The sequence below is a fragment of the Leifsonia sp. SIMBA_070 genome (assembly GCF_046534635.1).
In the GTDB taxonomy this organism is placed as follows: domain Bacteria; phylum Actinomycetota; class Actinomycetes; order Actinomycetales; family Microbacteriaceae; genus Leifsonia.
Genome location: NZ_JAWRYK010000001.1, coordinates 845572 through 858171 on the forward strand (window position 1 = coordinate 845572; position 12600 = coordinate 858171).

The following is a 12600-nucleotide window of genomic DNA, read 5'->3' on the forward strand; positions in this document are numbered from 1 at the left end:
TGCCGTCGCTGCTGGGAAGGTGGGGAATCCGCTACTCGCAGGCGATGCCGTCGCCGTCACGGTCCAGCTTGCGGGAGTACCCGGGCTCGCCGACGTGCAGCGGGGCTTTGCCCGCGGCGCGGACGGCGTCGCAGTTGGCGTAGGTGACGTCGGGAGCCGGAGCAGGAGCCGGAGGCGCGGGGGCGGGTGCGGGTGCGGGTGCTGGTGCCGGGGCAGGAGCGGGTGCAGGAGCGGGGGCAGGTGCGGGGGCCGGGGCGGGTGCCGGCGCGGGAGCGGGCGCGAACGCCGACGCGATCGCCGGCTGCGACGCGCATCCCGACAGGATCCGGCCCATCGCGGCCTTCTCGGCGGAGGTGACCCACAGCCCGTAGGTCGCCTTCACGCTGATCTGGCGGGCGACGTACTCGCAGCGGAAGCCCGTGTTCGCGGGCAGCCAGGTCGCCGCGTCCCCTGCGGACTTCTGCTCGTTCGACCTCCCGTCGACGGCGAGCAGGTTCAGCGGGTCGTTCGCCAGGCTGACCCGCTGTGCCTGGGTGAGCTGCTGGGCGCCGGTCACCCAGGCGTTCTGCAGCGGGACGACGTGGTCGATCTGCACAAGGGCCGACGTCTTCTCTCCGCGGATGAAGTGGATCGTCCGGCCGGTGTACTTGTCGTCGAGCGTCCCGGAGAGGACGCGGCACGATCCCTGGCGTACGGTGCCGGTCAGGTCGCGGGCGAGGATGTCGTTGCGGGTGTCGCACCCGTTGCGGTCGACGTCGAGCCATGCCGCGCCGAAGTCGGTGGTCCGCTGGTAGCCGGTCGCCGCCGCCTTGCCCTTCACCGGGAGCGTGGCGAGCACGTCGATCGCGGTCTTGGAGGCGATGCTCTCGCTCGTGAGGGCGACGGCGGGGGCGCTGTCCGCAGCGACGACGGTGGACGGGTCGAGGGGCTCTCCCGGCGTGGCGGTCGGCCTCGGGCTCGCTGTGCGAGTCGGCGTGGCGCTCGCCGTGGACACGGCGGCCACCGGAGCGGTGTCGACCGGGCGCGTGCTGCCGGCCACCCCGGCGCCGACGATCATCAGCAGGACGGCGCCGCCTGCGACCGTGGCGGCGATCGGCCGCGATGCGGGCAGCAGCGCCCACCCCCGTCGCCGTGTCAGCACCGTGTAGAGGGCGGTGAAGAGGCCGACCAGGCCGAGGATGACCAGGAGCGTCCCTGGGCCGGCTTGGGAGACGAGCAGAAGGAGGATGAGGGTGAGCCCGCCGCCCACCCAGGTCCCCGGCCCGATCCGGCGCTTCTTCGTGGAGTCGCTGGCCGCGGGCGTGACCGTCCCGGGCTCGGCGGTGTGCGGCGTCCAGACGGCACCGTCCCACCAGCGCAGCTCGGTCGGTTCGTCGGGGTTCGGGTACCAGCCCGCTGGGGGCAGGGAAGCAGGATCAGTCACGTGAGTCTTTCTCGTTTCGGGCCGAGAGCAGGCTAGCGGGAAACGGGTCGTCTGGTACGGAAATGCCCCCGAATGGGGTGCGTCGGCGTGTTCGCTGTACGAATCCTGTGCATCGATTCCCGACGGGCCTCAACGATATATCGTTGAGTATCGCTGACGACTGGAGGCATACCATGTCCACTTCATTCCCCACCGGCGGGTTCGGCCGTATGGACCCGGATTCCATGTGGCAGGCGTTCGAACAGCTGCGATCGACGTTCGAGAAGAAGGTCGGGCCGCGCATGGGACGCGGCGACGTCCGCGCCGCCGTGCTCAGCCTCCTGAGCGAGAAGCCGATGCACGGGTACCAGATCATCCGCGAGATCGAGGAGCGCAGCGGCGGCAGCTGGAAGCCGAGCGCCGGCTCCGTCTACCCGACGCTGCAGCTGCTCGCCGACGAGGGCCTGATCACCGCCGAGGAGTCGAACGGCCGCAAGACCTATGCGCTCACTGAGGCCGGCCGCGAGGTCGCCGCCGCAGAGGCGGGGACGCCGTGGCAGACCGAGGGGCCGTCCGGCGCTCGCCGCCCGTCGACCGGCGCGCTGCCCAAGGCGGGCGTCGAGCTCGCGCAGGCGGCGGCGCAGGTGCACCGCACCGGGACGCCCGATCAGGTGCAGGAGGCCGTGACCGTGCTGGAGGAGGCGCGCCGCCGGTTGTACGCGATCCTCGCCCAGGGCTGACGGGGTGACGTCGGAGCAGGCGCCCGCTGCGGTGCCCAGGGCCACCGCGGCGACGCCCGCCACTCGCGCGCGCTACCGGCGCATCCTCCGCTTCGCCGGATGGAACCTGGCGGTCACCTGGTGGTACGAGCTGTTCCTGCCGCGTATCGGGCTCTCCGGCGTCGCCGCCCGCACGCGGTCGAAGCGGATGCGGCGGTTCGCCCAGCGCTTCCATGGGCTCGCAGTCGAGCTCGGTGGGCTGATGATCAAGGTGGGGCAGTTCATGTCGTCCCGCCTCGACGTCCTCCCTCCTGAGATCACCAGCGAGCTGGAGGGGCTGCAGGACGAGGTCCCGGCGGTGCCGTTCCCGGCGATCCGGGCTCTCGCCGAAGCGGAACTCGGCGTGCCCCTCGAGAGTGCCTTCGCGTCGGTCGACGAGACGCCGGTCGCCGCCGCCTCCCTCGGGCAGGCCCACCGCGCCCTCCTGACACCGGAGACCGCGGCAGAGGCCGGGATGGAGGCGGTCGTCATCAAAGTGCAGCGGCCCGGCATCGACGCGATCGTGGATGTGGACCTGGCCGCACTGCGCCGGGTCGGGCGCTGGCTCAGCCACGTCCGCCTCGTCTCGGACCGCGTCGACGCGCCCGCCCTGGTGGAGGAGTTCGCGGCGACCAGCCTTCAGGAGATCGACTACCTGCATGAGGCCGCGAACTCGGAGCGCTTCGCGGAGGAGTTCGACGGGGACGACCGCGTGGCCGTGCCCGTCGTCGTCTGGGAGCGGACGACCCGCCGCGTGCTGACTTTGGAGGATGTGACGGCGATCAAGATCACCGACGCGGCGGCGCTGCGAGCGGCCGGGATCGACCCGGCCGACGTGGCGCCCCTGTTCGCCGAGGTGATGTTCGACCAGCTGTTCAGCAGCGGGTTCTTCCACGCCGATCCGCACCCGGGCAACATCTTCGTCACCCCGCGCCCAGGGACGGGCGACCGACCCTGGACGCTGACCTTCGTCGACTTCGGGATGATGGGGGAGGTGCCGCCCGGCACGCGCAGCGGCCTCCGCAAAGCGTTGATCGCGGCCGCCTCGCGCGACGGACGTGGACTGGTGGAGGCCATCCAGGACGTGGGCGTGCTGCTCCCGACGGCGGACACGGGCGAGCTGGAGCGGGCGATGACCCACCTGTTCGCCCGGTTCGGCGGGATGGGCTTCGCCGAGCTGCGGGAGGTCGACCCGCGGGAGTTCCGCGAGTTCGCGATCGAGTTCGGGGACGTCGTGCGCTCGCTGCCGTTCCAGCTGCCCGAGAACTTCCTGCTGATCATCCGCGCCATGTCGCTGACGTCGGGCGTGTGCAGCGCGCTCGACCCGTCCTTCAACCTCTGGGACTCGGTGGAGCCGTACGCGGGGCAGCTGCTGCGCGACGAGCGCGGCAACGTCGTTCAGGATGTGGCGCAGCAGGCGCTCGAGCTCCTCGGCCTCGCCTGGCGGCTGCCGAAGCGGCTCGATGCTCTGGTGACGCGGGTCGAGGATGGCAACCTGGCCGTGAGCACCCCGCGGCTGGAGCAGCGCGTCGCGCGCCTCGACCGGACGGTGCGGCGGCTGGTCGCGGCAGTGGTCTTCGGCGGCGTGGTGATCGCCGGTGCGATCGTGCACACCGCGGACCAGGTGCTCGGCGTCGTGCTGCTGGTAGCCTCCGTCGTTCCGCTGGCGTTCACCGTCTTCACAGGGCGACGGGGGAGCTGAGGCGGAATACCGCCTGGTCGGTGTGCGTTTCACCTGACATGGCAACCACCGAGATCACCTCGACCAACCACGACCAGACCGTCTCCGACGGCATCGTGCTGCTCGACTTCTGGGCCGACTGGTGCGGCCCCTGTCACATGTTCGCCCCCGTCTTCGAGAAGGCGTCCGAGAAGCACTCCGACATCACCTTCGGCAAGATCGACACCGAGGCCCAGCAGTCGCTGGCCGCGTCGTACGGCATCCAGTCGATCCCGACCCTCATCGCGTACCGCGACGGCATCCCCCTGTTCTCGCAGGCCGGCGCGCTGCCGGGCGAGGCGGTGGAGGACCTGATCGAGCAGATCCGCGGCCTCGACATGACCGAGGTCCGGAAGCAGTACGACGAGTTGAAGGCTGCGGCCGAGGCTCAGGCCGCTGCCGGCGGCGCGGGCACGGGCGCGGGCGCGCAGTCGCAGAGCTGAGCGCGTCGTCGCGTGGGGCGCGGGCCTGCCGAGAGGCGGGTGCCGCGCCCTTTTTCGTGCCTCGGGGCGGGTTTCGTGTCCGGGGGCGGGTTTCGTGTCCGAGGGCGCTCCTTTTTTCAGGAGTATCCGGGGTGCGATGAGTTCCTGTTTTCAGGAGATTCGGGCTGGCGCGTGCTTCTGAGTCCCTCATTCAGGACGTGGGAGTCATCCTGGGCCGATTTCTCCTGAGAACAGGAAGCGCGAATCTCCTGAAAACAGGAGCGCATCTCCTGAGAACAGGAAGCGTGGATCTCCTGAGAACAGGAGCCCCGCCGGCCCGTCACTCCGTGCCCGTACTGGTCTCGCTCGGCGGGTCGCCGGTCACGGCTCCTCCGAAACGGAGGGGCGGCCACTCGGCGTCTTCGCAGCGGGCGCAGCCAGCACCCGCCTCACGTACGCCATCACCACCGACGCCCCGATCAGTGCGATGCCGAGCGGCGGCACCACCTGGGCGATCAGCCGCACGACCAGGTCGATCCCGACGAGGAAGCCCTGGTCGACACCCGTCGATGCGTCGTGCTGCAGCGTCAGCGCGTAGCCGAGTTGCGGCAGCAGTGTGGTGAGCAGCAGTCCGGCGAGGGTGAGGGCGATTCCCCACCACAGCACCACTTTCGGTCGCAGCCTGGTTCCGGTCACGAGCGTCCCCCTTCGTCGCGGTTCCCCCGATGCTAGCGGGCCGCGAGCGACGCGCGAAGCGAGTCCGCCCTCACCCGCGCGCCACCGCCCTCACCCGCGCGCCGCCGTGCTCGCCCGCGCCACCAGCGCGGGCTGGAACTCGACGTGCACCGGCGGGGCGTCCGGCTGCGCGGTCAGCTGCAGCAGCAGGTCCATGGCGGTGGCCCCGATCTCCTGGCTGGGTTGACGGATGGACGTCAGCGGTACGACGGCGGCCGACGCGAACGCGATGTCGTCGTAGCCGATCAGCGCTACATCCTCCGGCACCCGGATCCCGGCCTGAAGGAGGCTCTGCAGCAGGCCGATCGCGACCAGGTCGTTGGCGGCGAAGACGGCGTCGGGCCGGTCCGAAGCGCGGCGCCCGGCCAGGGCGGCCCCGACGCGCTGGCCGCCCTCCAGGGTCAGGTTGTCCGTCTCCAGCGTCTCCACCCCGGAGCCGGGCAGCGTCGAGGCGATCTCTTCCGCCACGCCCCGGTAGCGGTCCGCGACCTGCTCGATCGCGAACGGGCCGCCCGCGTACGCCACGCGGCGGAAGCCCTGCTCGACGAGGTGCGACGCGGCGAGGCGTCCGCCCGCGACATCGTCGACGGCCACCGAGCTGAATGAGCGGTCCAGGCTGGTGCGGTCGACGAGCACCGAGGGGATGCCGCGCTCGCGCAGCCGGTGCAGGCGCGGGATGGCGTCCCCGACCGGCGAGATCAGCACACCGCGGATGCGCTCCTGCTCGAACATCGTCAGGTAGTTCGCTTCGCGCTGCTCGTTCTCGTCGGAGTTGCCGACGAGAACCGAGAGCCCGTCGCGTGCGGCGCGGTCCTCGGCCCCGCGGATGAGGGAGGCGAAGAACGGGTTGCCGACGTCGAGCACGACCATGCCGATTCCGCTGCCCTGGCCCATACGCAGCTGGCGTGCGGCGTTGTTCCGCACGAAACCCAGCTCGGCGATCGCCGCCTGCACACGTTCCAGCACTCCGTCCGAGACCCGCTCGGGACGGTTGAGGACGTTGGAGACGGTCCCCACCGAGACGCCGGCGAGGGCGGCGACGTCCTTGACGCTGGCGGACGGCATAGGGCTCCTTCGATCGAGGCAGTGCTGGCATCGTATCGACGTTTCACCGCGGAAGCCAGCAGATATCGTCGCGGGACTTGACGTGTCGATCGAACTCTGGCAAGGTCATTTTCACGTTTCAAATTGAAACGGTTCACACTCGACGCGGAGAAACGTTCCCGACAATGACGTCCCCAGCAACTCCCGCCCCCGGAGGGCCACCGGTCCTCGAACTGCGCGGCGTCGCCAAAGCCTTCGGGCAGGTGATCGCCCTCAGCCGCGCCGACCTCCTGGTCGAGCAGGCGTCCATCCACGCGCTCGTCGGTGAGAACGGCGCGGGCAAGTCCACTCTGGTCAAGATCGTGGCCGGCCTCTACCAGCGCGACAGCGGGGAGATGCGGTTCCGCGGCGAGACGGTCGACTTCGGCACCACGGCGGAGGCGAAGGCCGCGGGCATCGCGGTCATCTACCAGGAGCCGACGCTCTTCCCCGACCTCTCGGTCACCGAGAACATCTTCATGGGCCGGCAGCCCACCGACCGGCTCGGTCGCATCGATCGCAAGGGGATGCGCACGGAGGCGCGCGAGATCTTCCGCCGGCTTGGCGTGCACATCGACCCCGACCGCCTCGCCGAGGGTCTGTCGATCGCCGACCAGCAGCTGATCGAGATCGCGAAGGCGATCTCGCTGGATGCCCGCCTCCTGATCATGGACGAGCCGACGGCCGCGCTGTCGGGCGTCGAGGTCGAGCGGCTCTTCGCCGTCGCCCGCAGCCTCCGTGACGAGGGCCGCGGCATCGTCTTCATCTCGCACCGCTTCGACGAGGTCTTCTCGCTGTGCGACCGGATCACGGTCATGCGCGACGGCGCCTACGTGTCGACGGACAGCACGGTCGATGTCTCCGAGGACGAGATCGTCCGCCGGATGGTCGGCCGCGACGTGACCGATCTGTTCCCGAAGCAGGAGACGACGATCGGCGAGCCGCTGCTCGTCGTCGAGCACCTGACGTCGCCCGGCGTCTTCCACGACGTCAGCTTCACCGTCCACGCCGGAGAGATCGTCGCCCTCGCCGGACTGGTCGGCGCCGGCCGCAGCGAGATCGCCCGCGCCGTGTTCGGCGTCGACGGCTACGACTCGGGGAGCGTCACGGTCGAGGGCCGGTCCGTCCCGAAGCGCCGCCCGACGGCAGCGATGGCCGCGGGCCTGGCGCTCGTCCCGGAGGACCGCCGCAAGCAGGGCCTCGTCCTGGAGGAGTCGGTCGCCCGGAACAGCACGCTGGCCATCCGCACCAAGCTCTCCAAGCTCGGCTTCATCCGCAGCGCCGCCGAGAACGAGGCGTCGCGCGTCTGGGCGAGCCGCCTCCAGCTCAAGACCAACGCGCTGGACACCCTCGCCGGGACGCTCTCCGGCGGCAACCAGCAGAAGGTCGTCCTCGGCAAGTGGCTGGCGACCGACCCGCGCGTCCTCATCATCGACGAGCCGACCCGCGGCATCGACGTCGGCACGAAGGCCGAGGTGCACCGCCTGCTCTCCGAGCTCGCCGGCCGGGGGATGGGCATCCTGATGATCTCGTCCGAGCTGCCGGAGGTGCTCGGGATGGCGGATCGCGTGCTCGTCGTCCGCGAGGGCCGCATCACCGCCGAGCTCGACCGCTCCGTCGCCGACGCCGAGAACGTCATGTTCGCGGCGACGCACGCCCTCGAGGAGGCCGCCCGATGACGACACCGACCCTCACGCCCGAGAAGGTGCCGAACGCAGGACTGCGGATCGCGCGCTCGTTCGTCCGGGCACGCGAGACGGGCATCCTGGTCGCGATCCTCGTGGTGATCGCGGTGACGACGGCGATCAACCCGTCGTTCCTGTTCAGCGCCGACGGCTGGCGCGACCTCCTGCTGACGCCCGCCATCCTCGCGCTCGTCGCGATCGGTCAGGCGATCGTCATCATCACCCGCAACGTCGACCTCTCCGTCGGTTCGGTGGTCGGCCTGACGGCGTACCTGACGGGACGGCTGTTCGCCGACATCCCGGGCATCCCGATCATCGCCGTGTTCGTGATCGGCGCCCTCGCCGGCGCCGTGCTCGGCCTGGTGAACGGCGCGCTGGTCGCCTTCGGGAAGGTGCCCGCGCTGGTCATCACCCTCGGCACGCTGTACGCGTACCGCGGCATCGACGTGCTCTGGGCGGGCAGCAACCGGATCAACGCGAGCGACATGCCGTCCACGTTCCTGGGGCTCGGGACCGGGTCGTTCCTCACGATCCCGTACCTCACCATCCTCGCGGTGCTCGTGATGCTGATCGCCGGATGGTTCCTGCGGAACCGCCGCGGCGGCCGCGAGCTGTACGCGATCGGGTCGGACCCCGCGGCGGCCGAGCTGTACGGACTCAAGGTGACCCGGCGTGTCCTGACGGCGTTCGTGCTGTCCGGCGCGACCGCCGGGCTTGCGGGCGTGCTGTTCGTCGCCCGCTACGGCACGGTCAGCTCGCAGACCGGCTCCGGCCTTGAGCTGCAGGCGGTCGGAGCGGCCGTCATCGGCGGCGTCGCGATCTTCGGCGGGAGCGGCTCCGTCTACGGCGCCGTGCTCGGCGCGGTGCTGCTGCTCACCATCAACCGGGCGCTGCCCATCCTCGGAATCCAGGACTTCTGGCAGCAGGCGGTCGTCGGCGTGCTCATCATCGGCGCCATCGTGCTCGATCGCGTGCTCGCCCTGCGGCTGTCCCGCCGCCTCGTCGCAGAAAGGGAGGTCGCCGCGTGACCGACACCCGCGTCTCCACCGCCGCGCCGACGCGCACCTACCCCGACTACAGCCGCCCGCTCTGGCAGCGCTGGCTGCTCAGCCGCGAGACGGCCGTGATCGCCGCCCTGATCGTCGTCGCGATCGTCGCCTCCGCCGTCGTGCAGAACTTCGGCACGACGGTCACCCTCGGCTTCCTGCTGCTGGATGTGACCCCGATCCTGATGATCGCCCTCCCGATGACACTCGTCATCGTGACCGGGGAGATCGACCTCTCCGTCGCCAGCACCCTCGGGCTCAGCAGCGTCCTCCTGGGCGTGCTGACCAAGGCCGGCTGGCCGATCGAGGGGGCCATGGTGGTCTGCCTCGTGGTGGGGCTGGTCTGCGGAGCGGTGAACGGGTTCCTCGTCACCGTGGTCGGCCTCCCATCGCTGGCGGTCACCATCGGAACGCTGGCGCTGTTCCGCGGCATCGCGGTCGGGCTCCTCGGGACGACGGCGATCACGGACTTCCCGTTCTTCTGGCAGAACCTCGTGCAACAGCGCTTCGGCACCTCCGGCATCCCCGTGGTCATGGTGCTGGTCGTCGTGCTCATCGTGGTCTTCGCCCTGCTGCTGCACGCGACCCCGTACGGCCGCGGGCTGTTCGCCCTGGGCCTCAGCTCGGAGACGGCCGCGTTCTCCGGCGTGAACGTCGCACGCACCAAGTTCGTCGCCTTCCTGCTGACCGGGCTGATCGCGGCGCTCGCCGGCATCTACTGGACGCTGCGCTACGGCAGCGCCCGCGGCGACAACGCGGTCGGCCTCGAGCTCTCCGTGATCGCGGCGGTGCTGCTCGGCGGCGTCTCGATCTTCGGCGGCAAGGGCGCGATGCACGGCGTCGTCGCCGGCGTGCTCCTGATCGGCGTGCTGCAGAGCGCGCTCCGGCTCGCGAACGTCAGCTCGGACGCCATCAACATCATCACCGGCGTCCTCCTCATCCTGTCCGTCCTGTCGCCGCGCATCCTCGCCTGGGCGCGCGGCTCCCGTGCCCGCCGACGGCGACATCAGCCGTAGCGGTCCTGCTCCACCTGCAATCACCCACCCCGAAAGGAACAACGATGTTGCCCTCCACCTCGCGCCGCACCAAGCGCCTGATCGCCCTGGGCGCCGGCGTCGTCGCCGTCGCGCTCGCCGTCACCGGCTGCTCCAGCAGCTCCGGATCCAGCTCCGGCTCCGGCGACAAGAACTACAAGATCACCTTCCTGCCCAAGAACCTCGGCAACCCCTACTTCGACACGTCCGACAAGGGCGGCGAGACCGCAGTCAAGTCGTTCAAGGGCACCTACAACCAGGTCGGTCCCTCGACCGCGACCGCCGACGCGCAGGTCAGCTACATCAACACGCTGACCCAGCAGCAGGTGGGAGCGATCGTGCTCTCGGCCAACGACCCGACCGCCCTCGGCAGTGCGCTGACGCAGGCGAAGTCGGCCGGCGTCAAGATCGTCACCTTCGATTCCGACACCGACGCCAAGTACCGCGACGTCTTCGTGAACCAGGCGACGGCTGAGGGCATCGCCAAGGTCCAGGTCGACACGATCAGCAAGGAGATCGGCGACAGCGGCGAGGTCGCCATCCTGTCGGCCGCGGCCAACGCCACGAACCAGAACGCCTGGATCGACCTGATGAAGAAGGACCTGGCCAAGGACCACCCGAACGTCAAGCTCGTCGACACCGTCTACGGCAACGACGACGACCAGACCTCCTTCGACAAGACGGCGGCCCTGCTGCAGACGCACCCGAACCTGAAGGGCATCATCTCGCCCACGACGGTCGGCATCGCCGCGGCGGCACGTTACCTGAGCACCTCCGACGCCAAGGGCAAGGTCAAGCTGACCGGGCTCGGGACCCCGAACCAGATGCGCGAGTACGTCAAGGACGGCACGGTCGACGAGTTCGCGCTGTGGAACCCGGAGGACCTCGGCTACCTGGCCGCCTTCGCCGCGAAGGCCCTGATCGACGGGACCATCACCGGCAAGTCCGGCGACTCGTTCAAGGCGGGAAAGCTCGGAACCTTCAAGGTTGGCGACAAGGGCACCGTGCTCCTGGGCGACCCGTTCGTCTTCAACAAGGACAACATCGACAAGTTCCACTTCTAACCTCCCGCCCCACCCTCTCCTGCCAATCGAGTGGTGAGTGGATGTCGCAACTCGGCATCGATTCGGGCATCTGCTCACCACTCGACGGCATCGCCAGCCCCTGACGAAAGGCCCCCCGTGCAGCGTGCGTGCTTCCGGTTGCGCGTCGACCCGGTCCACCTGGACGAGTACCGGGTGCGGCACGCGGCGGTCTGGCCCGAGATGCTGGAGGCCCTCAAAGAAACCGGGTGGGACAACTACTCGCTGTTCCTCGCCGCCGACGGCTGGCTGATCGGCTACGTCGAGGCGCGGGACGACTACGCGTCCGCCCAGCAGCGGATGGAGCTCACCGAGGTCAACGCCCGCTGGCAGGCCGAGATGAGCCGGCTGTTCGACGGACTGGACGGGGCCGCCCCGGATCAGTCGTTCGAGCTGATCCCCGAGATCTTCCACCTCGAGGACCAGCTGGAAAAGCTTCGCGATGACAACACACGAAAGGCGCAGGACATTGACTGACTTCACGTCCATCCGCGACCGGCTCGCCGTGCAGGCGATCGAGCTCCCGAGCTGGGCGTTCGGCAACTCGGGCACCCGCTTCAAGGTGTTCGGCACGCCGGGCACCGCCCGCGACCCGTACGAGAAGATCGCGGACGCCGCGCAGGTGCAGAAGCACACCGGCCTCGCCCCGAGCGTCGCGCTGCACATCCCGTGGGACCGGGTCGAGAAGTACGCCGACCTGAAGAAGCACGCCGAGGACAACGGCGTGGCGCTGGGTACGATCAACTCGAACACCTTCCAGGACGACGACTTCAAGTTCGGCTCGGTCACCCACTCCGACGACCGGATCCGCCAGAAGGCGATCGACCACCACTTCGAGTGCATCGACGTGATGAACGAGACCGGATCGCGCGACCTGAAGATCTGGCTCGCCGACGGCACGAACTACCCGGGTCAGGACTCGATGCGCGCACGTCAGGACCGGCTCGCCGACTCGCTCGCCAAGATCTACGAGCGGATCGGGGAGGGCCAGCGGCTGGTGCTGGAGTACAAGTTCTTCGAGCCGGCGTTCTACCACACGGATGTTCCGGACTGGGGGACCAGCTACGTCCAGACGGCCGCCCTCGGCGACCGCGCGGTGGTCTGCCTCGACACCGGCCACCACGCACCGGGCACGAACATCGAGTTCATCGTCATGCAGCTGCTGCGGCTCGGGAAGCTCGGTTCGTTCGACTTCAACAGCCGCTTCTACGCCGACGACGACCTGATCGTGGGCGCTGCGGACCCGTTCCAGCTGTTCCGGATCATCTTCGAGGTGATCCAGGGCGGCGGCTACGGCAACCCCGACGTCGCGTTCATGCTCGACCAGTGCCACAACCTGGAGGCGAAGATCCCCGGGCAGATCCGCTCGGTCCTCAACGTGCAGGAGGCCACCGCGAAGGCCCTCCTCGTCGACCTCGACGCCCTGGACGCCGCGCAGCGCGCCAACGACGTGCTCGCCGCCAACGCCGTGTTCATGGATGCGTTCAACACCGATGTCCGCGCCGACCTGGCGGCCTGGCGCGAGTCGCGCGGCCTCCCGGCCGACCCGATGGCGGCCTACAAGGCCAGCGGCTACCAGCAGAAGATCGAGGCCGACCGCGTGGGCGGCACCCAGGCCGGATGGGGGGCATGA

Annotated in this window: 12 protein-coding genes; 9 read left to right on the forward strand and 3 right to left on the reverse strand. The window is 69.8% G+C overall.

The genetic code is table 11. The features are described from left to right. Nucleotides 1-31 precede the first annotated feature (31 nt). Nucleotides 32-1423 carry a DUF1524 domain-containing protein gene (locus SB754_RS03845; RefSeq protein ID WP_410781031.1) on the reverse strand — a complete coding sequence of 464 codons (1392 nt, stop codon included), beginning with the start codon at nucleotides 1421-1423 and terminating at the stop codon, nucleotides 32-34. 173 nt (nucleotides 1424-1596) lie between these two features. Here SB754_RS03845 and SB754_RS03850 point away from each other — a divergent pair, with 173 nt between their 5' ends. The 3 genes from SB754_RS03850 to trxA are packed head-to-tail and all read left to right on the forward strand — an operon-like array spanning nucleotide 1597 to nucleotide 4323. Then, entirely contained in the window at nucleotides 1597-2142 is a 546-nt protein-coding gene (locus SB754_RS03850; protein WP_410781032.1) for a PadR family transcriptional regulator, read from the forward strand. A gap of 4 nt (nucleotides 2143-2146) precedes the next feature. Next, complete coding sequence (locus SB754_RS03855; protein WP_410781033.1) at nucleotides 2147-3862, forward strand: ABC1 kinase family protein; 1716 nt, start codon at nucleotides 2147-2149, stop codon at nucleotides 3860-3862. A 38-nt stretch (nucleotides 3863-3900) separates the two neighbouring features. Further along, nucleotides 3901-4323 (forward strand): thioredoxin, encoded by a 423-nt coding sequence (trxA, locus tag SB754_RS03860; RefSeq protein ID WP_410781034.1) that lies wholly within the window; start codon nucleotides 3901-3903, stop codon nucleotides 4321-4323. Between the two features lie 360 nt (nucleotides 4324-4683). Here the strand turns inward: trxA and SB754_RS03865 are convergent, their stop codons facing one another. Both SB754_RS03865 and SB754_RS03870 read right to left on the reverse strand, forming a co-directional pair. Further along, nucleotides 4684-4998, reverse strand: a complete 315-nt coding sequence (locus SB754_RS03865; protein WP_410781035.1) for a hypothetical protein — start codon at nucleotides 4996-4998, stop codon at nucleotides 4684-4686. Nucleotides 4999-5088: 90 nt separating this feature from the next. Then, entirely contained in the window at nucleotides 5089-6102 is a 1014-nt protein-coding gene (locus SB754_RS03870; protein WP_410781036.1) for a LacI family DNA-binding transcriptional regulator, read from the reverse strand. Nucleotides 6103-6266: 164 nt separating this feature from the next. On the opposite strand from SB754_RS03870, the gene SB754_RS03875 reads away from it, so the two are divergent. The 6 genes from SB754_RS03875 (at nucleotide 6267) to rhaI (ending at nucleotide 12600) form a co-directional block, all read left to right on the forward strand. Next, on the forward strand, nucleotides 6267-7799 hold the full coding sequence (locus tag SB754_RS03875; RefSeq protein WP_410781037.1) for a sugar ABC transporter ATP-binding protein: 1533 nt from the start codon (nucleotides 6267-6269) through the stop codon (nucleotides 7797-7799). Then, complete coding sequence (locus SB754_RS03880) at nucleotides 7796-8833, forward strand: ABC transporter permease (protein WP_410781038.1); 1038 nt, start codon at nucleotides 7796-7798, stop codon at nucleotides 8831-8833. Before SB754_RS03875 ends, SB754_RS03880 begins: the two co-directional genes overlap by 4 nt. Next, nucleotides 8830-9867: an ABC transporter permease gene (locus SB754_RS03885; protein WP_410781039.1), complete on the forward strand. Its 1038-nt coding sequence runs from the start codon at nucleotides 8830-8832 to the stop codon at nucleotides 9865-9867. Before SB754_RS03880 ends, SB754_RS03885 begins: the two co-directional genes overlap by 4 nt. Nucleotides 9868-9911: 44 nt before the next feature. Next, complete coding sequence (rhaS, locus tag SB754_RS03890; RefSeq protein ID WP_410781040.1) at nucleotides 9912-10949, forward strand: rhamnose ABC transporter substrate-binding protein; 1038 nt, start codon at nucleotides 9912-9914, stop codon at nucleotides 10947-10949. A 117-nt stretch (nucleotides 10950-11066) separates the two neighbouring features. Then, nucleotides 11067-11444 carry an L-rhamnose mutarotase gene (locus SB754_RS03895; protein WP_410781041.1) on the forward strand — a complete coding sequence of 126 codons (378 nt, stop codon included), beginning with the start codon at nucleotides 11067-11069 and terminating at the stop codon, nucleotides 11442-11444. Next, complete coding sequence (gene rhaI / locus SB754_RS03900; RefSeq protein WP_410781042.1) at nucleotides 11410-12600, forward strand: L-rhamnose isomerase; 1191 nt, start codon at nucleotides 11410-11412, stop codon at nucleotides 12598-12600. The genes SB754_RS03895 and rhaI overlap by 35 nt, the downstream gene beginning before the upstream one ends.

Coding starts and splice junctions, on each gene's coding strand:
- rhaI (WP_410781042.1), top strand. CDS start 11,410: ATGACAACACACGAAAGGCGCAGGACATTGACTGACTTCACGTCCATC.
- trxA (WP_410781034.1), top strand. CDS start 3,901: ATGGCAACCACCGAGATCACCTCGACCAACCACGACCAGACCGTCTCC.
- rhaS (WP_410781040.1), top strand. CDS start 9,912: ATGTTGCCCTCCACCTCGCGCCGCACCAAGCGCCTGATCGCCCTGGGC.
- SB754_RS03875 (WP_410781037.1), top strand. CDS start 6,267: ATGACGTCCCCAGCAACTCCCGCCCCCGGAGGGCCACCGGTCCTCGAA.
- SB754_RS03870 (WP_410781036.1), bottom strand. CDS start 6,102: ATGCCGTCCGCCAGCGTCAAGGACGTCGCCGCCCTCGCCGGCGTCTCG.
- SB754_RS03880 (WP_410781038.1), top strand. CDS start 7,796: ATGACGACACCGACCCTCACGCCCGAGAAGGTGCCGAACGCAGGACTG.
- SB754_RS03850 (WP_410781032.1), top strand. CDS start 1,597: ATGTCCACTTCATTCCCCACCGGCGGGTTCGGCCGTATGGACCCGGAT.